General features: G+C 67.9%; 31 protein-coding genes. 12 read left to right on the top strand and 19 right to left on the bottom strand.

Features of this window, described 5'->3' with window-relative positions; all coding sequences use genetic code 11:
• Position 1: 1 nt before the first annotated feature.
• Genes gvpL through NGM07_RS05080 form a run of 7 tightly spaced genes read right to left on the bottom strand, consistent with a single transcriptional unit; the run spans position 2 to position 3,897 of the window.
• The gene (gene gvpL / locus NGM07_RS05110) at positions 2-808 is read right to left on the bottom strand and encodes a gas vesicle protein GvpL (RefSeq protein ID WP_253517937.1); all 807 of its coding nucleotides are present in this window, start codon (positions 806-808) and stop codon (positions 2-4) included.
• Positions 805-1,164: a gas vesicle protein GvpK gene (gene gvpK / locus NGM07_RS05105; protein ID WP_253517934.1), complete on the bottom strand. Its 360-nt coding sequence runs from the start codon at positions 1,162-1,164 to the stop codon at positions 805-807. The genes gvpL and gvpK overlap by 4 nt, the downstream gene beginning before the upstream one ends.
• A complete protein-coding gene (gene gvpJ, locus NGM07_RS05100; protein WP_382194482.1) occupies positions 1,151-1,483 on the bottom strand; it encodes a gas vesicle protein GvpJ in 333 nt (110 codons plus the stop codon). Before gvpJ ends, gvpK begins: the two co-directional genes overlap by 14 nt.
• Positions 1,484-1,488: 5 nt before the next feature.
• Positions 1,489-2,367, bottom strand: coding sequence for a hypothetical protein (locus tag NGM07_RS05095; protein ID WP_253517931.1), 879 nt, complete (start codon positions 2,365-2,367; stop codon positions 1,489-1,491).
• The gene (gvpH, locus tag NGM07_RS05090; protein WP_253517929.1) at positions 2,364-3,002 is read right to left on the bottom strand and encodes a gas vesicle protein GvpH; all 639 of its coding nucleotides are present in this window, start codon (positions 3,000-3,002) and stop codon (positions 2,364-2,366) included. Before gvpH ends, NGM07_RS05095 begins: the two co-directional genes overlap by 4 nt.
• Entirely contained in the window at positions 3,002-3,256 is a 255-nt protein-coding gene (gvpG, locus tag NGM07_RS05085) for a gas vesicle protein GvpG (RefSeq protein ID WP_253517926.1), read from the bottom strand. Before gvpG ends, gvpH begins: the two co-directional genes overlap by 1 nt.
• Entirely contained in the window at positions 3,256-3,897 is a 642-nt protein-coding gene (locus NGM07_RS05080) for a GvpL/GvpF family gas vesicle protein (RefSeq protein WP_253517923.1), read from the bottom strand. Before NGM07_RS05080 ends, gvpG begins: the two co-directional genes overlap by 1 nt.
• Positions 3,898-4,079: 182 nt before the next feature.
• Here NGM07_RS05080 and gvpA point away from each other — a divergent pair, with 182 nt between their 5' ends.
• Genes gvpA through NGM07_RS25410 form a run of 3 tightly spaced genes read left to right on the top strand, consistent with a single transcriptional unit; the run spans position 4,080 to position 6,004 of the window.
• Positions 4,080-4,343, top strand: coding sequence for a gas vesicle protein GvpA (gene gvpA / locus NGM07_RS05075; protein WP_253517921.1), 264 nt, complete (start codon positions 4,080-4,082; stop codon positions 4,341-4,343).
• Positions 4,344-5,315, top strand: coding sequence for a gas vesicle protein GvpN (gene gvpN / locus NGM07_RS05070; protein ID WP_253517918.1), 972 nt, complete (start codon positions 4,344-4,346; stop codon positions 5,313-5,315).
• A gap of 41 nt (positions 5,316-5,356) precedes the next feature.
• Complete coding sequence (locus NGM07_RS25410) at positions 5,357-6,004, top strand: gas vesicle protein GvpO (RefSeq protein WP_303657242.1); 648 nt, start codon at positions 5,357-5,359, stop codon at positions 6,002-6,004.
• Positions 6,005-6,094: 90 nt separating this feature from the next.
• Here NGM07_RS25410 and NGM07_RS05055 read toward each other — a convergent pair whose 3' ends face one another.
• Positions 6,095-6,415 carry an FUN14 domain-containing protein gene (locus NGM07_RS05055; protein ID WP_253517915.1) on the bottom strand — a complete coding sequence of 107 codons (321 nt, stop codon included), beginning with the start codon at positions 6,413-6,415 and terminating at the stop codon, positions 6,095-6,097.
• A gap of 234 nt (positions 6,416-6,649) precedes the next feature.
• Here NGM07_RS05055 and NGM07_RS05050 point away from each other — a divergent pair, with 234 nt between their 5' ends.
• Both NGM07_RS05050 and hflX read left to right on the top strand, forming a co-directional pair.
• Positions 6,650-7,006 carry a DUF2209 family protein gene (locus tag NGM07_RS05050; RefSeq protein ID WP_253517912.1) on the top strand — a complete coding sequence of 119 codons (357 nt, stop codon included), beginning with the start codon at positions 6,650-6,652 and terminating at the stop codon, positions 7,004-7,006.
• On the top strand, positions 7,003-8,298 hold the full coding sequence (gene hflX, locus NGM07_RS05045) for a GTPase HflX (protein WP_253517909.1): 1,296 nt from the start codon (positions 7,003-7,005) through the stop codon (positions 8,296-8,298). The genes NGM07_RS05050 and hflX overlap by 4 nt, the downstream gene beginning before the upstream one ends.
• A gap of 42 nt (positions 8,299-8,340) precedes the next feature.
• On the opposite strand, the gene NGM07_RS05040 is transcribed toward hflX, so the two are convergent.
• From NGM07_RS05040 to NGM07_RS05030, 3 genes are all read right to left on the bottom strand, one after another.
• The gene (locus NGM07_RS05040; protein WP_253517906.1) at positions 8,341-8,742 is read right to left on the bottom strand and encodes a VOC family protein; all 402 of its coding nucleotides are present in this window, start codon (positions 8,740-8,742) and stop codon (positions 8,341-8,343) included.
• 61 nt (positions 8,743-8,803) lie between these two features.
• Positions 8,804-9,346, bottom strand: coding sequence for a cyclic pyranopterin monophosphate synthase MoaC (gene moaC / locus NGM07_RS05035; protein WP_253517904.1), 543 nt, complete (start codon positions 9,344-9,346; stop codon positions 8,804-8,806).
• Entirely contained in the window at positions 9,339-10,781 is a 1,443-nt protein-coding gene (locus NGM07_RS05030; RefSeq protein WP_253517901.1) for an NAD(P)H-hydrate epimerase, read from the bottom strand. The genes moaC and NGM07_RS05030 overlap by 8 nt, the downstream gene beginning before the upstream one ends.
• A 178-nt stretch (positions 10,782-10,959) precedes the next feature.
• Between NGM07_RS05030 and NGM07_RS05025 the strand changes: the two genes are divergently transcribed.
• Positions 10,960-12,324, top strand: a complete 1,365-nt coding sequence (locus NGM07_RS05025; protein ID WP_253517898.1) for a hypothetical protein — start codon at positions 10,960-10,962, stop codon at positions 12,322-12,324.
• 133 nt (positions 12,325-12,457) lie between these two features.
• Here NGM07_RS05025 and NGM07_RS05020 read toward each other — a convergent pair whose 3' ends face one another.
• The 3 genes from NGM07_RS05020 to NGM07_RS05010 all read right to left on the bottom strand — a co-directional run bounded on the left by NGM07_RS05020 (position 12,458) and on the right by NGM07_RS05010 (position 14,279).
• Positions 12,458-12,892 carry a hypothetical protein gene (locus NGM07_RS05020; RefSeq protein WP_253517896.1) on the bottom strand — a complete coding sequence of 145 codons (435 nt, stop codon included), beginning with the start codon at positions 12,890-12,892 and terminating at the stop codon, positions 12,458-12,460.
• A gap of 91 nt (positions 12,893-12,983) precedes the next feature.
• The gene (locus tag NGM07_RS05015; RefSeq protein WP_253517893.1) at positions 12,984-13,292 is read right to left on the bottom strand and encodes an acylphosphatase; all 309 of its coding nucleotides are present in this window, start codon (positions 13,290-13,292) and stop codon (positions 12,984-12,986) included.
• Between the two features lie 102 nt (positions 13,293-13,394).
• Positions 13,395-14,279, bottom strand: a complete 885-nt coding sequence (locus NGM07_RS05010; RefSeq protein ID WP_253517890.1) for a DNA-3-methyladenine glycosylase family protein — start codon at positions 14,277-14,279, stop codon at positions 13,395-13,397.
• A gap of 86 nt (positions 14,280-14,365) precedes the next feature.
• Between NGM07_RS05010 and NGM07_RS05005 the strand changes: the two genes are divergently transcribed.
• Complete coding sequence (locus tag NGM07_RS05005) at positions 14,366-14,809, top strand: DUF555 domain-containing protein (RefSeq protein WP_253517887.1); 444 nt, start codon at positions 14,366-14,368, stop codon at positions 14,807-14,809.
• A 645-nt stretch (positions 14,810-15,454) separates the two neighbouring features.
• On the opposite strand, the gene NGM07_RS05000 is transcribed toward NGM07_RS05005, so the two are convergent.
• Positions 15,455-15,694 (bottom strand): UPF0058 family protein, encoded by a 240-nt coding sequence (locus NGM07_RS05000; RefSeq protein ID WP_253517885.1) that lies wholly within the window; start codon positions 15,692-15,694, stop codon positions 15,455-15,457.
• 259 nt (positions 15,695-15,953) lie between these two features.
• On the opposite strand from NGM07_RS05000, the gene NGM07_RS04995 reads away from it, so the two are divergent.
• Complete coding sequence (locus NGM07_RS04995) at positions 15,954-16,361, top strand: translation initiation factor IF-2 subunit beta (protein ID WP_253517882.1); 408 nt, start codon at positions 15,954-15,956, stop codon at positions 16,359-16,361.
• On the opposite strand, the gene NGM07_RS04990 is transcribed toward NGM07_RS04995, so the two are convergent.
• Complete coding sequence (locus NGM07_RS04990; protein WP_253517879.1) at positions 16,362-16,541, bottom strand: DUF7836 family putative zinc-binding protein; 180 nt, start codon at positions 16,539-16,541, stop codon at positions 16,362-16,364.
• A gap of 185 nt (positions 16,542-16,726) precedes the next feature.
• On the opposite strand from NGM07_RS04990, the gene NGM07_RS04985 reads away from it, so the two are divergent.
• Together NGM07_RS04985 and NGM07_RS04980 are read left to right on the top strand one after the other, a co-directional pair.
• Complete coding sequence (locus tag NGM07_RS04985) at positions 16,727-17,932, top strand: putative manganese transporter (RefSeq protein ID WP_253517876.1); 1,206 nt, start codon at positions 16,727-16,729, stop codon at positions 17,930-17,932.
• Between the two features lie 54 nt (positions 17,933-17,986).
• Positions 17,987-18,904: a hypothetical protein gene (locus NGM07_RS04980; protein WP_253517873.1), complete on the top strand. Its 918-nt coding sequence runs from the start codon at positions 17,987-17,989 to the stop codon at positions 18,902-18,904.
• 140 nt (positions 18,905-19,044) lie between these two features.
• Here the strand turns inward: NGM07_RS04980 and NGM07_RS04975 are convergent, their stop codons facing one another.
• Positions 19,045-19,329 (bottom strand): DUF357 domain-containing protein, encoded by a 285-nt coding sequence (locus NGM07_RS04975; protein ID WP_253517870.1) that lies wholly within the window; start codon positions 19,327-19,329, stop codon positions 19,045-19,047.
• A 198-nt stretch (positions 19,330-19,527) separates the two neighbouring features.
• On the opposite strand from NGM07_RS04975, the gene trxB reads away from it, so the two are divergent.
• Entirely contained in the window at positions 19,528-20,847 is a 1,320-nt protein-coding gene (gene trxB / locus NGM07_RS04970) for a thioredoxin-disulfide reductase (protein ID WP_253517867.1), read from the top strand.
• Here trxB and NGM07_RS04965 read toward each other — a convergent pair.
• The gene (locus NGM07_RS04965) at positions 20,844-21,287 is read right to left on the bottom strand and encodes a DUF7979 domain-containing protein (protein ID WP_253517863.1); all 444 of its coding nucleotides are present in this window, start codon (positions 21,285-21,287) and stop codon (positions 20,844-20,846) included. The two genes, trxB and NGM07_RS04965, sit on opposite strands and share 4 nt — an antisense overlap.
• Before the next feature lie 54 nt (positions 21,288-21,341).
• Here NGM07_RS04965 and NGM07_RS04960 point away from each other — a divergent pair, with 54 nt between their 5' ends.
• Positions 21,342-21,635 carry a DUF7545 family protein gene (locus NGM07_RS04960; RefSeq protein WP_253517861.1) on the top strand — a complete coding sequence of 98 codons (294 nt, stop codon included), beginning with the start codon at positions 21,342-21,344 and terminating at the stop codon, positions 21,633-21,635.
• 104 nt (positions 21,636-21,739) lie between these two features.
• Here NGM07_RS04960 and NGM07_RS04955 read toward each other — a convergent pair whose 3' ends face one another.
• Positions 21,740-22,402, bottom strand: a complete 663-nt coding sequence (locus tag NGM07_RS04955; protein WP_253517859.1) for a 2,5-diamino-6-(ribosylamino)-4(3H)-pyrimidinone 5'-phosphate reductase — start codon at positions 22,400-22,402, stop codon at positions 21,740-21,742.
• Positions 22,403-22,414 lie beyond the last annotated feature (12 nt).

The raw sequence follows: 22,414 nt of genomic DNA, 5'->3' as shown, positions 1-22,414 counted from the left end.
GTCATAGCTCGGGCGCGAACGAGTAGGGCGGCCACGGCCCGGTGAACCGGACCTCGATGCCGTCGCGGGCCGCCACCGCGTCCAGTTGCTCGCCGATGGCTCCCTCGTCGTCCTCGTGGGCTAGCAGCGAGAACGACGCCGCGACGTGCTCGTCGGCGGCGTCGTTCTCCTCGAACTCCCAGGCCAGCGGTCGGAGGCGCTCGCGGGCGTCGGCCGCGACGTCGTCGTCGGCCGCCCGCCGGAGTTCGGTCCGGCGGCGGTCGCGCTGCTTTTCGAGCAGGAAGGCTCGGCCCTCGTCGGCCGCCTCGATCTCGGCCGCCAGTTCGTCGAGACGGTCGTCCTCGAACTCGGGGTCGTCGGTCCGGGCGACCTCGACGCGGTACTCCCAGTGGCCCGCGAGGTCGGCGAGGTGGGCGTGCAGGTCGTCGCTCGCGTCTCGGAGCCACTCGCGGACCGCCTCGTCGTCGCCCGTGACGACCGTGTCGAAGCGGAAGGGAAGCGGCGTGCCGAACGCCTCGCCCGCCTCGTCGACGACCGACTGGTGGTCCAGCAGCCACTCGCGCACGCGGGTTATGTCGTCGGCGTCGTACAGCGAGTCGGTTTCGTGAACGAGCGCGGCCAGCCCGTCCGCCCGAATCGCGTAGACAGACTCGCCTTCGACGCCGTCGGCGTCGAAGGCGAGGGCGTCGCCCGACGCGGCGGACTCACCGTCTGCGTCGTCGCCGTCCCCGACGGCGACGACGCAGTAGAGGTAGCGCCCGGTTTCGAAATCCGCGGGTCGGTCGCCGTCGGCGTCCTCGACGCTCATCGTCGCCCGGCCTCCGTTTGGGTCGCGGTACTCGTCTCGGGCGCTCGCCCGCCGGACCGGGGCTCCGCGTCTATCTCCTGGATGGCGTCCCTGACGAAGCCGTCGAGTTGTCCCCGGAGGTCCTCGACCTCCGCGTCGATGCCCTCCCGCTCCTTCAGGTCCTCGAGTTCGTCCTCCAACTGCGCGAGTTGGCGACCGAGTCGCTCGACCTCCTCGTCGGTCAGGTTCTCGCCCTCCATCCGCCGGATTGCCTCGCGTTCGAGCGCGTCGACCAGCAGGTCGACGACGGTCACGACCAGCGCGGTCAGCCCCGAGCGGACGCCCTCGCCGTCGTCGTCCAGGTCAATCGTCGTCACGTTCGTCCTCCGGGTCGTCGGCTGCCGGACTCTCGACTTCGAGTTCGTCGAGTTCGACCTGCTCGCCCGGGCCGTCCTCGAGCGGTTCGACCCCCGCGGCGTGCTCGACGCGGTCGACGTCGGTCCCGTCGGGGAACTCCATGCCGTACTGGGCGGCCGTCTCGAACGACGCGACGGCGGCCCGGAGTTTCACCCCCAGGAGCTCGGTTTCGCCGACCGTCACGGCGATGTCGGCGTTGATGACCACGCCCTTGTCGAGCAGGAGCTCTACCACGTCCGCGAGGTCGCTCTGTCGTCTGGTGGGTCTGGTTTCGTCCATGGCTGTCAGCTATCGTCGGTTTCGTTGTCGAAGCGGTCGCCGTACACCCGCTTTTTGTTCGGGGCGGTCGAGTAGCGGGTTTCCCGGGGAACCGTCGAGTGCCGCGCCGTACTGCCGACCGCCGGCCGGTCGCCGCCGGGCACCGTCGAGTGTGCGGTAGGGTTGCGCGAGTGGGTCGAGCGGTCCTGTGCGGCCATCCGGTCGCGGTTCTCCTCGCGGAGCGCCTTCAGCTTCTCGTGGGCCGCCAGCAGGCTCTCGCGGAACTCCTCGACGCCGTCCATCATCTTCGACTGGACGGCGTTCTCCATCGACTCGGGGTCGAAGTCGCCGGGGCCGTCCGTTTCGGGAATCGACCAGTCGCGGTCGGCGTCGAGCCACCCGTCGTCATCGTCTCCGGCGACCTCGGTGTTTCCGCTCTCACCAGTATCCTCGCCGTCGAACGACTCCGACAGCTCTGCTTCGAGTTCGCGCTTCTGCTTCCAGAACGCCCGCACGTCGGTGGCGTCCCAGAGTTCGGTGAGATTGACGACCTTCAGGAGCTTCCGGAACCGGACCGCGTCGCCGGGGTCGCCGTTCGCGACGGCGTCCGGCACCTCGCCGGCCTCGACGGCGGAGGGGAGCTCCGAGACGTCTATCGCTTCGGGGAGGTCCGACAGGTCGACCGTCTGGAGCAGGTCCTCGACTTCGTCGGCGACGTCCCAGAGGTCCCGGAGGTGTTCGCCGGCCTCCGCGACCGACCGGTCCTCGTCGCCCACGCGCTCGCGGACGTCGGCCAGGTCGGCGTCGGGTTCCTCGACGTACTCGCCCAACCCGTCGAGCGCGTCCTCGGCGCGCGAGGCGAGGTCGTCCAACCGTCCGGAGAGGCCGTCCGTCTCCTCGGTCATGCGTCGGCGTCCTCCCGGAGCCGTATCTCCAGCACGCCGTTCCTGAACGTCGTCTTGGTCGCGCTCGCGGGCCACGGGAGCGCGACGCGCTCGACGACGCCGTCGCCGACGCCCACCACGAGTTCCTCGCGGTCCCGGGCGAACCCGACGGTCAGTTCCTCGGCCGACACGTCGGGCAGGTCGGCGGTCACGACCAGGCCGTCTTCCTCGAGACGACTCGTCACCAGGTAGTCGCCGAAGTCGCCGCTCCGGGGACGGGACGTGCGCGAGCGTTCGCCGACGCGACGCTCGGCGGGCGACCGCGACCGCCGCGCGCGGCGGTCGCGGTCGCCGTCGCGCTTGTCAGGTCCGGTGCCGAGGCCGACGCTCACGTCGTAGTCGACGTTCGCCCGGTCGCCGCCGAACCGCCCGGACTCGCGGCGTCGGTCGCTCGCGTCGAGTCCCCGCAGGAGGTCGGTCAGGAGGCCGAACCCGTCTCGCAGGCCGAAACTCGGCTTCGCCGAGTTTCGGCCGTGCTCGTCGGCCGGTCGCCGCCTGTCGGTCGCCTCCTCGTCGCGGTCGGGCGTCTCGCCGTCGCCTCGGCGGTCCTCGGGTCGGTCGTCCGAGTCGTCGCCGTCGTCGGGTCGCTCGCCCATCAGCGTTTCACCTCTATCTTCCCGCTGGCCAGTTCCGTACGGACGCGCTCGGCGAACTCGAGTTCCTCGCGAAGTTCCTCGTCTCGGCGCTCGTACTCCTCGCGGGGTATCTCGCCGAGTTCGTACAGCAGGCGGTTCTCCTTGACGTCGTCGCGGATCGACTCGACGTCGTACATCTCGTCGAGCGCCATCGTGTGCAACACGTCGAGCAGGCCGACGAACGGTCGGACGAGCAGGTCGTCGACCACGAACATCAGCGGTTCGCCCCCACGTGGATGTCCACGAAGTTGTACGGCGCCCACGGGCCGGTGTACTGGACCATCGCTTCGTCCTCGAGGTCCGACTGGAGGGCGTCGACCGCCTCGTCGAAGTCGTCGCGCCGGTCGCGTTCCACGAGGTAGGCGTGGTTGACCAGCAGGCGGTCGCTGAAGCGGTCGTTCTCGGCGTCGTTGACCGCGACGGCGCCGAGGTGGTCGTCGGCGGCCGCCCGGACCGCCTCGGGGTCGGGGTCGGCGTCCTCCTCGCTGACGACCTTCACGCCGAGTTCGACGGTCCCCTCGACGTCCCGGAGCGCCTTGGTGAACGAGTGGCGGGTCCCGCGGAGGACGTTCTTCAGCGTGCGTGCGCTCTCGAAGGCCATCCCGAACTGCATCGGGACGACCGTGGGTTCGCGGTCGTGTTCGAGCGCCGCGCGCAACACGTCGTCGTGGGCCTGCGCGTTCTCGTCGGACTCCTCCGGGTCGGTGGTGTCGATGTCCGACACCAGCGCCGAGAGGTTGCGGAACGAGACGGCCCGTACGCGGTCGGCACCGCCGACGCCGTCGACCGAGAGTTCGAACTCCTCGTCGCCGTCGTCCTCGAACACTCCATAAACGTAAAGTTTATTTCCTGACACACTCTCCACCGGTTTGCTCCGAATTCGTTGCGAGCGGCCATATAAACTGGGGCCAGTGGGTGCCGGATAACTGCAACCGCGCGAGATGTGCAATTTCCCCAATATCAGGCCCTTTATCGTTCGAACGGCCGAACCATTATTATGTGCTCGAATGGTATTTCGAGGAGCGTGGTTGGTACCTAATGTCACGAGCACAACCCAACGCGTCGAGCCTCGCGGAGGTTCTCGACCGCATCCTCGACAAGGGCGTCGTCGTCGACGTCTGGGCGAGAGTGTCGGTCGTCGGCATCGAACTGCTCACCGTCGAGGCGCGGGTCGTCGCCGCCTCGGTGGACACCTTCCTCCACTACGCCGAGGAGATAGCAAAGATAGAGCAAGCGAGCGCCTCCGGGGACATGGACGACCTCGAGGAACTGGAGGTCGAAACGGAGGCCCAGACGGCGTAGATGAGCGACTCCGGCCGCGAGCGGAAGGTCCGGGGACCGAAGATTCGGTCGGACCGCGAGTCCAAACGGACCCGGAAGACGTCGAAGTCGCTCGGCGACGACGAGCGCGAAGGGTCGCGGTCGGTCGAGTCGGCCGACTCGACCGACCGCGAGTTCGTCGAAACCGACGAGGTCGCGGCGTACCGCCGGCGCGTCGAGCGGTGGCTGGACGCCGACCGACCGGTCCACGTCGTCGGCCCGTCCGGGGTCGGCAAGACCGCGCTCGCGCTCGCGGTCGCCCGCGGCCGCGACGCGCCGACGGTCTGGGTGAACGGCGACGCCGAACTCGACACCGCCGACCTCGTCGGCGAGTACGCCGGCAAGGAGCAGTACACCGAGCGCGACGCCTTCGTCCACGACGTGGTGAAGAAGAAGGAGGTCGTCCGCGACCGGTGGGTCGACAACCCGCTGACGGTCGCGGTCCGAGAGGGCGCGACGCTCGTCTACAACGAGTTCGCGCGCTCGAAACCCGCGGCGAACAACGTCCTGCTGTCGGTACTCGAAGAGGGCGTCCTCGAACTCCCCGGCAAGCGCGGCGAGGACCGTCAGGTCGAGGTCCACCCCGACTTCCGGGTGATCCTGACCTCGAACTCCGCGGAGTACGCCGGGGTCCACGAACCCCAGGACGCGCTGCTCGACCGACTGGTCACGGTCCACCTCGACCGGTACGGTCGCGAAACCGAGGTCGAAATCGTCGCCGCTCGCTCGGACTTGGACCGCGAACGCGTCGAGGACGTCGTCTCGGCGGTCCGGGTGCTCGGCGAGGAGTTGGACGTCCCGGTCAGCACCCGCGCCGCCATCGCCGTCGCCGACGGCGTGGCGGCGTTCCCCGACGACGAACCGCTCGCGGGCGTCTGCCGGGACGTGCTCTCTTCGCACGTCACCACCGGCGACGCGTCGGATCTGCACCAACGAATCGATGAACTGGTATGACAGCGAACGCGACAGCATGACGGCGAACCGGAGGGTCGAACGTGGCGAAGAGTGAATCCGGCGAGCGCGACGACCTACAGGACGTCGGGGGCGTCGGCCCCGAACGAGCCGACGCGCTCCGCGAGGCCGGATTCGAGTCGGTCGACGACCTGCGGGACGCCGACGTCGAGGCCCTGACCGCCGCCGACGGCATCGGCGAGGCGGCGGCGTCCGAAATCCTCGCGGGTTTCGGCGACGAGAGCGATGCCGCCGACGAGAACGACGGTGACGGCGACGACGAATCCGAAGTCGAGGCGGACGAGGACGAGATGGACGACGAGACGGACGGGCGCGAGACGGACGACGAAGGAGACGAGAGTGCAGACGCGAACGGTGCCGGCGAAGACGACGGAGACGTGTCGGCCGACGGCGGCGCGGCGGTTTCGGAGTCGGCCGACCTCGACATCTTGAGCGCCCGTGAAACCGCCGAGGAGGTCGCGCAGACGCTCATCGACGAACCGTTCGACGGCATCATCGAGGTGGAGCAGGGGAGCGACGGCTGGTTCGCCGTCGTCGAGGTGGTCGAGCGGAGCGCGGTGCCGGACACCCAGGACATCCTCGGCCGGTACGAGATCGACCTCGACGAGTCGGGGTCTGTCACCGCGTACCGCCTGGTGGACCGCTACCGGCGCGGCGACATGTCGGGGTAACCCTCGACCGCCGCCACGCTCTCCGTCGTGAAAATTCTCAAAAAAGTGGGGACCGTCGCCGACGGCCGGCCGTGACCGCGAGAACGGGGACTATCCTTTCCGGAAGCCGAGCAGAAAGCCGCCGGTGAAGCCGGCGCCGATAGAGAGCGTCGAGAGGATGGTCATCACCCACGACGGCGGCGCGCCGGTCTGGGCGGTTTCGCCCGCCTTCAGCATTCCGGCGGTGAGTTTGTCCCAGTCGACGGTGAGTATGCCTCGCGATTCGAGGAATTTGAACAGCGCCAGTTCGATGCCGACGATGACGGCGATGAGTTTCGCGACCTTCTTGGCGGCGAAACCGACGACGCCGCCGACGACCGCGCCCGAACCGAACTCCAGGCCGAGTTGTTGAGGGTTTAATCCCGCTTCCATGAGCCAATTGCCACATCAGAGCGTTAAGACTTTTGTGGTAGCTCGACCGGGGGTTAAACCGAATCGCGCAACGATTCGATTCGACTCGTGGCTCGTGTCGACCGAAACGCGCGTTTCCTGTCGGATGGCGGACGGTTCGCGTGCGATTGAAATGGGAGGGTACCGTACCCGCGGCTATGGGCAACGCGGCCGGCAGAATCGAGGTGAAGGGCCGGCGAGGCTGAGGTCGTCGGCGTGGACATCAGCGGTCGCCACGAGGAGAACGGCGAGTACCTCATGGTCGCCTCTGCGGTCCACGCCGCCGTCGGCACCGCCCACCTCCGGAGCGTGAGGGGGATGGGCTTTTCCATCAGCCGAAGCGAGCCGACCTTCGAGGATGTCGCCGGCGTCGTCGCCGAGGCCGTCGAGGAACTCCCCGAACCGCCGTCGGGTCCCGTCGTCGCCGAGCGCGGCGAGTTCTACGAAGAACCCGAACTCAGGGTCGAACAGTTCCTCGTCCCGACGTTCAAGTACGTCGAGAGCATAGCCGAGCGCGAGACAGTGCAGGTCGCACACCACGCCGCGTACGCCGCCCGAAAACTGCTCCTATGAAAGCGATAATCGTCAAGCGAGTCGACTCCGGAACGCCCGACACCGAAGAGATCTGCGACCTCGCCCGCGCTGCGGGTTACGAGGTCGCCGACGTGTTCACCCAGACGCGCGAGGAGGACGCCGCGCACCAGGTCGGGGAGGGCAAGGCCGACGAGATAGCCGCCGCTGTCGCCGAGACGGGCGCCGGCATCGTCATCTTCGACAACCAACTCGGGCCGTACCAGACGTACAACCTCGGCCAGAAGTTCCCCGAGGATACCCGCGTCGTCGACCGATTCCGGCTCATCCTCGAGATATTCGGCCAGCGGGCGCAGACTCGGAAGGCCCAACTCCAGGTCGAACTCGCGGAACTGCGCTACGAACTCCCGCGGGCGGAGGCCAAGACGAGCCTCGCCAAGCGCGACGAGCGGCCGGGGTTCATGGGACTGGGCGAGTACGACGAGAGCCGCGAGCAGGACATCAAGGACCAGATCAGCAACATCAAGGGCGAACTCGACCGCATCGCTCGGACCGAGGCCGACCGCCGGGACCGACGCCGGGAGTCGGGCTTCGACCTGGTGGCGATGGCGGGCTACACCAACGCCGGGAAGTCGACGCTGATGCAGAGCCTGGCGGCCGACCTCGAACTCGGCCAGAACGACGACCTCCACCCGGACCTCGACACGACCGCCGAGGCCCAGGACCGCCTGTTCACCACGCTGGGAACGACGACCCGGAAGATGGACATGGAGCGCCGCGACGTGCTGTTGACCGACACGGTCGGGTTCATCTCCGACCTGCCCCACTGGCTGGTTGAGTCGTTCCAGTCGACCCTCGACGCGGTGTACTACGCCGACCTCGTCCTCCTCGTCGTGGACGTGAGCGAACCCATCGACGAGATTCGCGAGAAACTCGTCACGAGCCACGACACCCTCTACGAGCGCAACGAGGCGCCCATCGTGACGGTGTTGAACAAGATAGACGCCGTGACCGACGAGGAACTCCGCGAGAAGACCGAGGCGCTGTCCGCGCTCGCGCCGAACCCTATCGCGGTCAGCGGTGAACAGCAACTCAACCTCGACGGACTCCGGGCCAGAATCGACGCCGAACTCCCCGACTGGGAGCGCGAGCGACTCGTCATGCCGATGACCGAGGACACGATGAGCGTGGTGTCGTGGATTCACGACCACGCCCGCGTCGAGGACGTGACCTACGCCGACGACGAGGTGCTGGTCGACTTCGAGGCCCGGCCCTCCATCGTCCAGCAGTCGCGGGCGAAGGCGGGCGAACTCGCCAGCGCGCCGTCGGCGTGAGAAGATAGTTCTCGTTTTTCTCCACGTGAGTTTCAGGGCCGCTCAGTCGTCGGCGTCGTGCAACTCCACGAGCAGGCAGTGGTTGCCCGCATAGTCCTCGAAGTGGGCGCTCGTGCCCGTCTCGCCTGACTCGGGTTCGTCGCGGAACTCGACGCCGCGCGCTCGCAGGGTTTCGTACTCTTCGCGAATATCGTCGGTGTAGAACACCAGCGCGGGCGCGTCGCCGGTCTGGTCGCCGATTCGGTCGCGCTCGCGGTCGCTCGGCGGTTCCATCAGCCAGAGGCCGACGGGCGCCTGTGCGGGGTCGCCGACGTGGACGGCCCGGAACCCGTTTTCGAGTTCGGTGTCGGCGAGCACTTCTAAGCCGAGCACCTCCGTGTAGAACGCTATCGCCGCGTCGTAGTCGTCGACCAGAACGGTCGTTCGTCCGATTTCGACCGGCATCACCGACCCGCACTCGCGCGGCGAGCATAAGCGTTCGCCGCCGAGCGGAACTGCCGTCGCGCTATCGCGGCGTCTCGGTTTCCGCTCGCACCACGGTCTTCGTCTTCTCGACCACGCGAACCCGGTCGATGGACGTGTCGGGGTACTGGCCGTCGTCGTTCTTCTCGGCCGCCTTCACCATGTCCCACACCACGTTCAGGCCCGTGGTCACGCCCTCCAGGGCCTCCATCTCGCACCCCGTCTTCCCGGTGGTTTCGACCGCGACCTCCAGGGTGACGCGCTCGTCGTAGAGGTCAAAGCTGGTTTCGACGTTGGTGATGGGAATCTGGTGGCACATCGGGATGGTCTCCCAGGTGTGCTTGACCGCCTGGACCGCGCCGACCCGGGCGGTCGCGAGCACGTCGCCCTTCCCGAGGGCGTCGTCCCGAATCGCCTCGACGGTTTCCGGTTGGAGGTTGATCTCGCCCGCCGCGACCGCTCGCCGGCGGGTGTCGGGCTTCTCGCCCACGTCGACCATCTGAACCTCGCCCGCCTCGTCGGTGTGGGTGAGTTCCGCCGACTCGTCTCCCTCGCCCGCCTCGCCGTCCTCGCCGCCTTCACTCATCGGAATCACCCCACAGCGCCCGCGGCAGCGCGTCCAACATGTCCGAGGCGAGCAGGCCGTCGTGGCGCTCGTCGTCCAGCAGTTCGGCCGCCCGACCGTTGGCGTAGGTGGCCATGCACGCCGACTCGAAGGGGTCGTGGCTCGCCAGCAGGCCCGCCGTCGTGCCCGCCAGCAGGTCGCCGGTGCCGCCGACCGCCATCCCGGGCGTCCCCGCGTGGCAGACGCGGGTTTCCTCGCCGTCCGAGACCACGTCGGCCTTCGCCTTCGCGACGACGACGTGGCCGAGGTCGGCCGCGAACGACTCTATCTCGTCTGCGTGCGCGGCGAGGTCCTCGCCGCGCTCGATCTCGGGACCGCCCATCTTGCCGAGTTCCTTGACGTTGGGCGTGCAGACCAGCGTGGCGTCGGTGTCGAGGTCGGGGATGACCGCGAGCGCGTCGGCGTCGACGACCGCCCGACCCGAGAACGATTCGAGGAACCGCTCGGCGGCCGCCAGCGTCTCGTCGGCGTTGCCGAGGCCCGGCCCGAGCACCACCACGTCGTCGTAGCTCTCGGCGGTGTCGACCAGGTCGTCGACCCGGTCGGGGGTGAGTCGGTCGCCGTCGTACGACTGGACGATGAGGTCCTCGGCGTAGCCCTGAATCCGGCCCGCGACCGTCTCGGGTGCGGCGACGAACGAGAGGTTCGCGCCGGCTCTCAGGGCCGCCTGGGCCGCCAGCGCGGGCGCGCCCGTGAAGGGGCCGCCGCCGACGACGTAAGCCCGGGAGTCCTCGGCCTCGTGGGCTTGCCGGACCGGCCGGAGGTCGCCCGGTCCGAGTCGGCGCTCGGCGGCCGCGGGGATGCCGATGTCCGCCACGGTGACCTCGGCGTCGAGGTCCGAGAGTCCGGGTTTGTTATCGTGGAAGGTGACCACGCGGTCGGCGTCGACCGCGACGCCCTCTGCCTCGCCGGTGTCGGCGTTCACGCCCGAGGGGACGTCGACGGCGACCACCGTCGCCGTCGACTGGTTCATCGCCTGGGCCGCGGTGGCCTCGGGTTCGCGGAGCGCGCCGGTCACTCCGGTGCCGAGCATCGCGTCGACCACCACGTCGCAGTCGGGGAGGTCGAAGCTCCGGGAGTCGCCGACCGCCTCGCGGTCGTAGTCCGCCTCGCCGAGCGCGTCCCAGTTCTCGCGGGCGATGTCGGTCGCGATTGACTCCGGGCGGCCCAGCAGGTGGACGGAGACGTCGTAGTCTTCGAGGAACCGGGCGGCGACGAAGCCGTCGCCGCCGTTGTTGCCCCGCCCGGCGACGATGGCGACTCGCGCGCCGGGGTCGGCGACCGCCCGGACCTCCCGGGCGACGGCGTTGCCGCTCGACTCCATCAACTGCTTCTGGGGGACGCCGAGCGCGGCGGCGTTCCGGTCGACCTGCGCCATCCGCTCTGCGGTTATCATGTCGGGGCGTTCGAGCGGGAGCGCGTTAAAGCCTGCCGTCGGGCCCCGACGGCGTCGGTGTGACATCGCCTCCGACGGCGACGTTACCTCGAAACTCGACGGCGATTCGCCCGCCGAATTCGACTGGCCAGCACGGATAAGGATGCCCGCGGCCTGGTACCCGGCGGGGGATTCACCAATGAGCGACGACCGTTACCGAGCAGGCCGACGAGAGCCCGGACGAGAGAACCGACGCGGAGACGACCGACGCGGTCGGAACGTCGAGGAGGAAGTCAAAGAGCGCCTGCAGGGCGAGGAAGTGTTGATTCCCGCCGGCCCGCAGGGTGGCGGCGGTCAGACGGGAGGCGGCCAGCAACCGCCGCAGGGGAGCCGACACAACCTCGAATACGGCGGGGAGTCCCGCCACGAACAGAGCCACGCCCGACGACCGCAGGGCCAGCAGGCGGTCGACCGACAGCAGCAGGGTCGACAGCCGCGAGACGCCGGGACCCAGCAGGGACGCCCGCAGGGCCAGCAGAGCCAGCAGGTTCCCCAGGGGAGCGCGGAGAACTACGCCTACGGCGGCGAATCCCGTCACGACCAAGGTCATCGCCGCCAGCCAGACGTGAACCGCCAGCAGTTCGCCCAGCAGGGTACCGGCTCTCAGGGCCAGTACGGTCCGCAGGAGGAGTACGGCCGGCAGAATCAGTACGGTCAACAGGGTCAGTCCGGCCAGCAGGAGTCCCAGCAACAGGGCCGGCAGACCCAGCCGTCGCCCCAGCAGCAACACGTTTCCGAGCAACGGGCGTCCTCGCGCCAGCCGAACCAGTACGGCCAGCAGGGCCAGTCCGGCCAGCAGCGCCAGCAGGACCAGTCCCGGCGGAGTTCGGGGTCCCGTTACACCTCCGGGCGCTCTCGCGGGGGTTCTGCGGGGTCGCAGTTCAGTCCCGAACAGTCCCGGACCGAGCAGTCGCGCCTCGAAGGGTCCCACTCGGGCGAGGTCCGGCCCGGCCAGTCTCAGCAGTACCAGCAGGCCGGGCAGCCCACCCCGTCGAAACAGCCACACCAGCAGCCGACCGAGGACCGCTCGTACTCCCGGCGGTTGGAGCAGTCCCGGCAGACGACCGAGGGTCGGACCGACTACGAGCAGTCGGCGGGCCGGTTCCAGTCCGAGCCGACGCCGCAGGACTCGTTCCGGCAGTCCGAGCGACGCGAGCAGGGTCGCTCTGGCGGCGTCGAACGCGCCGGCCCGTCGGGATTCCAGACCGGCCAGACGAGCCAAACTGGCCGGGGGAGCCCCGAGTACGGCGAGCGTCAGTCCCGCGGCCGCGGCCAGCAGTCCCGGCAGAACGCCGAGTCACGGAGCCGCGACGTCGGCACCCAGCAACCGGACTTCGGCATGTCCCAGCAGGAACAGCGTCGCGCCCCGGACGTCGGGACGCGACGGTCCCAGGGCGGCGAAATCGACGACAACGCGATGTACCCGAGCGACCGCCCCGGACAGTTCGAGGGCCGAGAGGAGAACATCCACAGCGAGGGAAGCCGTCACGACAACCAGTACTGAGGGCGAGAAACTCCGAGTCGACGGACTCCGCGCTTCTTTTCGGAACCGCACGTCGTCATCGAACGGACAGGCATCCTTCTCGCGGTAACGCGGCGTCGGGTCGGAAAAAGAGTCTGCGAGTCCCGCAGACGAATTAGGCCGGTTCGCCGCGCTCCCACAGGACCGCCTCGTCGTCGTCGCGGCGGCCCGCCTGAACCTCGAAGTCGCCGTCGGACTCCCACTCCTGGCACCGCCACTCGTCGGTCGACGCCTCCCACACGAGCGCGGTGACCTCGTCCCCGCGGGGGTAGTACGCCGTCACGCGCTCTTCGAGCACGGTGACGGCGGCCGCGTCGAGCAGTTCGTCGGCGCAGGGCGTGTCGGCGTTCGCCACCGGAATCCGGCCGACCAGGTCGCCGTCGTCGACCGCCGAGTCGCGGGTGTTCGACTGCGGGTTCACTACCGGAACGGCGACCAGGAGGACGGTCTGTTCGCCCGGGTCCGTTCCCTCGCCGCCGGTCCCCTGCGGGAGGGGTTCGGTGTCGGTGCCTCGCAGTTCGACGCCGAGCTCTGGGGTGTTCTCGCGCATGGCTAACCGGGGGTAGTTCGTGACTGACGCGGAAAGTCGTGCTGGCCCGGGGCCGACGTCCGGGTCGTCCCCCGGCCCCGAATCGGCCGGCCTACCGCCGAATCCGGAAGCCGTCCTCGCCCTCGGGGTCGCCGTACTCGACCTCGACGTCCTCGACGTCGGCGGCGGGACTGCCGGAGTGGCACCACTCGACCATCTCGGATACCGCATCCTCGGGACCTTCGAAGACGGCTTCGACCCGGCCGTCCGAGAGGTTCTGCACCCAGCCGTTGACGCCCTTCTCCCGGGCCGTATCGCGGGTGTTCGCCCGGTAGTAGACGCCCTGGACCTTCCCGGAGACGAAGACGTGGGCTCTCGTCCGGTCGTCGGCGTCGGTCGCGCGTTCGCTTTCGTCGGACATGGTTCCACCTTCGGGGTTCGTCGTCCCCTTCCAAAGGGGTTCGGTCGGAACAGGGTCCGGTCGACCGGGACGGTTATCGGTTCCGAAGGTTCGACGGGACGGCTATCGGTTCCGGAGGTAGTGGAAGACGTACGTCTGGGCGTAGCCCGCGTACTCGCCGCCGAACTCCGCGCGAATCGCGTCGGAGGTTTCGGCGTACGACCCCTTCTCGCAGTGGGGGTAGTACTCCTCGATGGCGGTCCGAATCCAGGTGTCGAGTGGCACCGCCTCCAGGTAGCCCAGCGAGAACATCAGCACGCAGTCCGCCACCTTGTCGCCGACGCCGACGAACGCCTGAACCGCCTCGCGGGCCTCCTGGTAGGGGAGGTCGCGGACGTCCGACTCGTCGACCTCGCCGGTGGCCAGCAGTTCCGCCGAGCGTTGCACGTAGGGCGCGCGGTAGCCCAATCCTAACTCGCGGAGTTCGGCCTCGGTGGTGGCCGCGAGTCGCTCGGGCGTCGGGAACCGGTGGTACGTTCGACCGTCGAACGCGACGGTTTCGCCGAACTCCCGGGCGAGCGCTGTCTGCATCTCGTGGATGCGCTCGACCCGCATCTGGGCCGAGCAGATGAACGAAACCAGACACGGGAAGAAGGGGTCGTTGACGATGCGGAGTCCGGGGTAACGCTCGCGGGCTTCCGCCAGCAGTCGATCGTCGGGGATTCGATCGAAGATTTCCGGGAGGTCGTCGTCCAGGCGCAGGCGGTCGACCAGCAGTGATTCGGCGTCGGTCGTCGCCTCCCACTCCAGCAGGCCGTCGCGTTGGCGGACCCGCACCACCTCGCCGTCGGCCACCGTGTGGTACCACGCCGACCCGCCGGAGGGGTCGGCGTCCGCGTACATCCGCTCGTCGGGGCGCCGCCAGAGGAACGTCTGTCCGCTCTCAAGCGTTGCCTGTAGGTCCAGCCCCCCGTCGAGTTCCGCAACCGGAATCGAACCCGAATCCATCGTCGGATTCGAGGCGATACAGCCGTGGAAATGTTTCGTTTTCGGGCCAACCTTCATACTGTTGGCCGTGCAACTGCTATGCGACCATGAACTGCAGAGTTGTCGTGGAAGCCGCAGTCCCGGTCTACGACGTGGAGACGTCGGACGAGGCGGTGCGGATTGCCATCTCTAAGACGGGCGAGTTGCTCAATCCGGACCTCAACTACGTCGAGATAAACATGGGCGAGCGGTCCTGTCCCCACTGCGGGGAGGAACTCGACCCTGCGTTCATCGCGGCCGACGAGAGCCTCGTCGCCCTCGAACTCGAGATGACGGTGTTCAACGTCGAGCGCGAGGAACACGCCTCGCGCATCGCGCGCAAGGAGATCGGCCAGCGTCTCGAGAATATCCCGCTGACCGTCCTCGAAGTCGAGGTCATCGAGGACGACGACGAGGACGACGAATCCACGACCGAAAGCGAAACCGACGAGGACGACGACAGCGGGGAGGACGACGACGTCCTCCCGGAGTTCGAAGACCTCATCGAGTGAGTTCGCTCCGCCGAGTCTCCACCGCAGTCAGCGACGCGCCGGGGTCCACCGGGGACCGACCGGACCTCTCCGGCCGCGACGGTCCGGCCGGTCGTCGCACGCCCACCGAGTTCTCTGCCAGTTCACGACCGATTTCTCTTCCGTTCTTCGCCAATCGCTAGCCGCGTAGCGCCGGCGCAGTCCGCGCTCGGCCTCTTTCGTGGTTGTTCGCGCGAGTTCAACCGGACGTGCTCTCCGATTCGCGGAGAACAGTGCTTTGCCACCGCGCTCCGCGCGCTTTGCGTTCGACTCTAACTACTCGTCGGCGACCGCCCCGGCGCGAGACGCGGCGGGGTGGTCGCCGCAGAAAGCCGAGTTCGGTCCGAGGGTCGGCCCGGCGACCGTTCGGTCGTGGTAATTGGAATTGTTCGGCCGTAATTTTCGCGTTCTATTCGTTCGCGAACCGCCGTCATTCATCCGGCGTCGGACGGTCGCTTCCACGGAGGATTACGAACTCGAACGGAGGAATCGAAAGCAGTTAGAGAGGGTCGAAGACGGGTTTCGCGAGCGGGCGCGGCGTCGGAGAACCGCGAGATGCGGGACGCGGCGCCGTCGCTCGGAGTTAGGGTTCGTTACCAGAGAGGAATCGACTTCTGCTGGCGCGGTTCAGTCGGCTTTGGGAGCAACGGTTTCGTTGCTCTCGACTTCGTTCATCTCAGATGTAATCGCCTTCGCCATCGCAAAAACAGCCGCCTTGTGATCCGTTTTCGATTTGTGAATCGACGTTGGTCGTACCCCAAGGGACTCGTACTCGTCGAGGTTGACGGCGCTGTTACACTCGGCTTCGTAGTAGTTCCCGACCTCCGCGAGCAGGCCGTGAAGGTGAATGAGTTCCTGCTTCTTCATGAGCAAACGAGGCTAACAGTTGCAGGGTTATAGTATTATCTTGAGGCCCGTTAACACGGGGACGGGATTTCCTCTCCCTTCTGGAACAGTTTACTCCCGAAATTCCCGGTAATACACCGTTGTGAAACGGTTGCATTCCGTTCCGTTCGATACGGCAGATTCCGTTTAAATCGTTCGTAAGCCCGGCTTACGAACGGTTTCGGGCGGAACTCCCGAAAGGCTGAAAGGTTTTTATCGGGCGGAGTCCCTTGGGCTATCCATGGAGGGTTACGACGACCAACTCGACCGGGCGCTCGAACGGAGTCCCGACATCGAGGGGAGCACCGAACGCTTCGACGTACCCGACCCGGACGTTCGCCAGGAGGGCAACGTCACCGTCTACGAAAACTTCCGGACGACGCTCGACCGACTCGACCGCGACGGCGAACACGTCCTCAAATTCCTGCAGAACGAACTCGGTACCAGCGCGCACATCGACGAGAGCGGGCGCGCGCGACTGACCGGTTCGTTCGGCGCGGACCGAATCGCCGACGCCATCGACGAGTACGTCGACCGGTTCGTCCTGTGCCCGGAGTGCGGACTTCCGGACACGCAACTCGAACGAGAACAGGGTGCGTTGTTGCTCCGGTGCGAAGCGTGCGGCGCACGCTCTGCGACCAGCGACTGATCACTCGAACTGTTTTAGCGTCTCCAGGTCGCGTTCGGTCCGCGTGAACTCGGCGGTCCGCCGCGAGGCGTGGCAGTTGGGACAGTGGAACATCTCGTCGTGGGCCGGGAGTTCGTCGGGACCCGCTTCCCAGTCCTTGCCGCACTCCGGACACAACAGCCGCACGTACGTTTCGTTCATACACCGAATCATGCGCGCGACTGGTAGAAAAAACTTGTCGCGGAGCCGTCCGTTCGGCGCGGCGCGGCCGCCGAAAACTATTTATTCTAAGGAAGAAAATTCAGATTTAGATATGTCTAAAAATCTCCTCGGAGGGGAACTCGTCCCCTCCTGCACCGCGAATTCGATAGCGGAGGTCGAGTAGCGTGCCCGCCGACCTCCTCGAAGTCCTGCTCACGTCGGTCCGCGACGGCTACGTCCAGGTGAGCGCATTCGTCGCCGTGACGGTCCTGGCGTTCAGTTACGTCCAGTACCGGACGGGCGGTGCACTCGTCGAGCGACTGCGCGAGAACGAGCGCGCCCAACCGCTGGTCGGCGCGGCAATGGGACTGACCCCCGGCTGCGGCGGTGCCATCGTGATGATGCCGCTGTACGTCCGGGGCACGGTCAGCTTCGGCACCGTGGTGGCGACCCTCGTCGCCACGGCCGGCGACTCGGCGTTCGTCATCCTGGCGCTCGCCCCGGAGGCGGGGCTCTACGCCTACGCCATCGCGTTCATCACCGCGGTCGTCTTCGGCTACGCCATCGACCGCTTCGGCCTCGGCATCGGTCGCGTCGACGCGGCCGTCAGCCGCATCGACGGCACCGCCACCGACGGCGGCGCGGTGACCGCCGGGGCGGTCGCCACGGGCCCGCACGACTACGAGGGCGACGCCTGCTGCGAAACGGCCGGCCCGACACGTGAATCGTCCCTGCTGACGCCGATCTCCCACGCCGCCCACGCGCTCTGGTGGGTCGCCGCCGCCGCGGCGCTCGTGCTCGGAGTGCTCTACCTGCTCGCGGGCGCTCCCGACGTCGCGCTCGAACTCGGCGCGAGCTACGCCGGGCTGTTCACCGTCGTCGGCATCGCGGGGACGACCCTGTCGTTCTACCTCTACTTCGTGGGACGGCGCTACCTCGGCGACGGCCACGTGGGCCGCGCCCGCGAGTCGTTCGCCGACGCCTACGACACGCTGGTCCACGCCGCGATGGAGACCAGTTTCGTCACCGTCTGGGTGCTGGCGGCCTACCTCCTCTACGAGTACGGCGTCCTGTTCACGGGCGTCGACATCGGGTCGGTCGCCGCGGCCGCGGGTCTGCTCGCGCCCGTCGCGGGTGCGCTCATCGGCCTGATTCCGGGCTGTGGCCCCCAGATCGTCTTGGCCGGCGTCTACGCCGAGGGTGCGATTCCGTTCTCGGCGCTGACGGCCAACGCCATCAGCCAGGACGGCGACGCCCTGTTCCCCCTACTGGCGGTCGACAAGACGGCGGCGGTGGTCGCGTCGATTTACACCACGATTCCGGCGCTGCTCGTCGGCGTCGCGCTCCACCTCGCCTTCGGTCCGATGTTCGGCTTCGGCGTGCTTTCGTGAACAGCCAGCACGCCTAAGAAATCCCTGCCGTTAGTTTCGTGCGGGGGTTTCACGATGGCGAATCCACAACGACACGGAGACCACAATCGGCGCGAACGAGCGGACGAAGACGAACTGCACGAGAGCCGAGAGAGCCGCCATCAGGCTTGGACCGAACTCGACCGAGGCGAGGACCGAGACCAGCAGCGACAAAGCCGCGACGACCAGCGAGGAAACCGAAGCCAGCAGGGCGACCGCGGCGACAGGCACGGCCAGCGCCACCCGGCTGACGAGCGCCACACGAACCGATACGGAAACGCCGCCGACCAGGACCGGGAGCGACGGGCCCGCCAGCGAGAGGAGCGAGGCGACCGCGACCCGAGCAGTCACGAATCGTTCCGGGGCCCACAAACCGGCGACCAGCGCGACCAGCAGCAGAACCGACACTACGGCAACCAGCAGCGTGAGCAGCGCGAACACGCCCGGGACCAGTACCAGCAGCGCGACCAGGGCGACCAGCACTTCACCAGCGGCGACCAGCGCCAGCGTCACGGCCGAGACGAGCACCACGGACAGAACCGACAGCACGGCCGGAACGACGGCGACGACGGCCACACCCGGTACGGAAGCCGCCGGGGTGGCCACACCGGCGAGTCGGGCGCGGGCGGCCGCGAACACGGCGGCCGCCACGCCGACCGCCAGCACGGCGACCGCCGCCAGCAGCGCGGCCAGAGCGGCCACAGCGAGGGCAACCCCCGAACCGGGAGCCAGCGGGGCAGCGACCGCGGCGACGACCTCGCTGGCCGCATAGGCGGCCAGCGCGGCGACGTCGACCGCCACGACAACCCGAGTTACTCAGAGTTCGGCGGCGACACGGGGAGCCACCACGAACACCGCTCCGGCGGCGAGCGCGGCGTCGAGTCGAGCGACCGCCGGTACGGCAGTCGACGCGGCCACGGCAGCGAACGCCGCGAGGACGAGCGCACGCGGTAGTCCGAACTCGAAACCGAACGACGCGCCCCAATCGCCTCGAAACCGAAACTAAGCGACACGCCCGAGTCGCCGGCAGTCGCCGGCGACTCGGGCGACCGTCCACCGCTTTTCCGCGACCCGGCTTCGGCCGAAGAGCGCCGTCAGACGGTAAACAGGTGCCCCTCGCGGGGCACGTCGAACAGGCCGACGCGCGCGCCGGCGTCGAGCCACGCGTGTCCGTAGGAGAAGGAGGCCAGCGCGTTCACGAGGTCGCCCTCGGCCCGGAAGTGGCGGCCGTCGCTCAGGTACGACTCGGCCATCTCCAGACACTCGGCGGCGGCCTCGCCCATCGGGGTGTCCGCGGGGGGCGCCACGTCGGCGGCGTCCAGCGCTTCCGCAAGCAGGCCCTCGTATCGGTCGGTCTTCTCTTCGAGGTCGGCGGGCATGTTCGGAGGGAGTCGCGGCGCCGACGTAAGGCTTCGGAGAGGCGTCGTCGGTCGCCGGCACCGATCGCGGTCGACGCCCCAAATCGGTTCGAAGCGCCGCGTTTCGAGCAATTGGCGGGGGTGACTCGCCCGTCCCGGGTAGCGGAAAGACGCCGGTACAACACAAGCTAAATACCCATCGGCTCACAATATTGCACCATGAGCGAACACCCTCGCGTGGAAATCTACACGAAGGAGAACTGCCCCTACTGCGACAGGGCGAAGGACCTCTTCGACGAGAAGGGGATCGAGTACGAGACGTACAACGTGACCGGCGACGAGGAACTGTTCGAGGAGATGGTCGAGCGCGCCGACGGTCGCAAGACCGCGCCCGAGGTGTTCGTCGACGACGAACTCATCGGCGGCTACGACCAGACGAAGGCGATGGACGAGGCCGGCGACCTCGACGAGAAACTGGGCATCGTCGCGGCCGACGGCGGCCCCGAGCACAAGAAGCTCATCGTCGCCGGCAGCGGCATCGCGGGACTCACCGCCGCCATCTACGCCGCACGGTCGAACAACGACCCGCTGGTGCTGGAGGGCGACGAGCCGGGTGGTCAGCTCACCCTCACCACGGACGTCGAGAACTACCCCGGCTTCCCGGAGGGCATCAGCGGCCCCGACCTCATCAACAACATGAAAGAGCAGGCCAAGCGCTTCGGCGCGGAGGTCAAGAACGGCGTCATCGAGGACGTCGACGCCTCCGGCCGGCCGTTCCAGGTCGAGATGGCCAACGGCGACGTCTACACCGCCGACGCGCTCATCGCCGCCTCGGGCGCGAGCGCCCGCACGCTCGGCATCCCCGGCGAGGACGAGATGATGGGCTACGGCGTCTCGACCTGCGCGACCTGCGACGGCGCGTTCTTCCGCGGCGAGGAGATGATCGTCGTGGGCGGGGGCGACGCCGCGTTCGAGGAGGCCAACTTCCTCACGAAGTTCGCCGAGAAGGTCTACCTGGTCCACCGTCGCGAGGAGTTCCGCGCCGAGGACTACTGGATCGACCGCGTTCAGGAGAAGGTCGACGACGGCGAGATAGAGATTCTCCGGAACACCGAGGTGACCGAAATCCAGGGTTCGCCCGAGGGAGGCGTCGAAACCGTCTCGCTCGTGCGCAACCCCGAGGGCTACCCAGGCGACAAACTCGACGACCCCGAAACCGAGGCATTCGAGATGGACGTCGGCGCGCTGTTCGTCGCCATCGGCCACACGCCCAACACCGGCTACCTCGAAGGCACGGGCGTCGAGATGGACGACGCGGGCTACATCAAGACCAAGGGTGGCAAGGGCGGCGGCCAGACTAAGACCGGCGTCCCCGGGCTCTTCGGGGCGGGCGACGTGGTCGACTTCCACTACCAGCAGGCCGTCACCGCCGCGGGAATGGGCTGTAAGGCCGCGCTCGACGCCGACGACTACCTCGAAACCATCGAAACCGAAGAGGCGCAGGACGTGGCGACCGAAGCGGCTCCCAGCGACGACTAGACGAGGTGGACTTCGACCTCGTACCAGCGGCCGTCGTATTCCACGAGTTCGATATCCCTACCCCTGTTCCAGGCAACTGGCTCTACCGACTTACCGTTCACTGCCGCGCGGAATTCGGTGCGCTTCTTCTCTGGAAGTGACTCGAACGTCGCTCGTCGCTCGGCCGAGACATTCTGGACGCGCTCGGCCGGAACCTCGGTCGCGGTGAGGTGAGCGGCCCGTTCGTCGTGCGCCGTGGACGAGCCTAGCACGGTGAGGCAACCGACCGAGGCGACGATTCCAATCGTTAGGGCGGCGAGGGCGGCTTTCTGGAAATCGTGGGACACCTTACTACGTTCACAAACGTGATTTCTGATGTACAAGTACTTTCTGCGACGTTGAGCGGCGCGGGATTTCGAGGCGGTCATCGTCACCGAGTTCTCGCGGTTCCCAAACAGCATCCTCGCGAAACCATCACCCGCACCTCTTTACGTTAGCCGCGGAAACTACGCGGTATGGCTAACGAAGTCGAGACGGTGACCTACAGCATCGAAGGACCGGAAGGCGACGAGGACGACATCACGGTGCCGGCGGGCCTGCTTGACATGCTCCGCGAGGAGGACGAAACCCGCGCCGACGTGCTGGGCGACATGGCGATGCTCTCGCTGGCCCAGCAGGCCCACGCCGTCGTCCACCACGGCCACGGCGACACCGACCCCGAGGTCGAGGCGTACGAGGAGACGGCAATGGATCTCTTCGAGGAGCGCTTCGGCGTCACCTTCGGCGAGATGACCGGCCACTCCCACTGAGAGCGACCGCTTCTTTCGATGTCCCACAGCGCCCACCGCGACTGGCGAGAATTCGAGTACTTCCGAGAGGGCTGAGCCAGGATACGCGCCCAAGGTACGTGCGGTTACTCCACCGCGTAGCGCAACAGCACCCCGTCGTCGATGCGCTCGACGGCTTCGAGAGTCAACTCGGTGAACTCGTCGACGAACCCCTCGCCGTCGGCCAGGGTCGGCGCGTCGCGGCCGCCGACGACTGTCGACCCGACGTACACCCGAAGTTCGTCGACCAAGCCCGCGTCGAACAGCGAGAAGATGAGTTCGCCGCCGCCCTCGACCATCAGTCGCTCGACGCCCTCGCGCTCTAGGGCCGGAAGCGCCGCGGCCAGGTCGACGCGGTCGTCGCCGGCGGTGACGACCCGCGCGCCCGCCGACTCCAGCGCCGCAGTTCGCTCCGCGGAAGCGACCTCCGAGACGAGGACGTAGGTGGTCGCCAGGTCGTCCAGAATCCGGGCGTCGGTCGGGGTTCGCGCCCGCGAATCGGCGACGACCCGAGCAGGGTGGGCCGACTCGTCCCGCTCGCGGCGGGCCGACTGGCGCTCGGGGTCGTCCAGCGTGAGGTGCGGGTCGTCGGCCAGCACCGTCCCGACGCCGACCATCACGGCGTCGCTCTCCGCTCGGAGGGCGTCCATCCGGTCGAAGTCGGCCGGACCGCTGATGGCGACCTGCTCGCGACGCCGGGTCGAGAGTTTCCCGTCGGCGCTCATCGCGGCGTTGACGACCACGCGCATGTCGCCGGATAG

This window comes from Halorussus vallis (assembly GCF_024138165.1).
GTDB lineage: Archaea > Halobacteriota > Halobacteria > Halobacteriales > Haladaptataceae > Halorussus > Halorussus vallis.
This window is presented reverse-complemented; position numbering and strand designations above follow the sequence as displayed.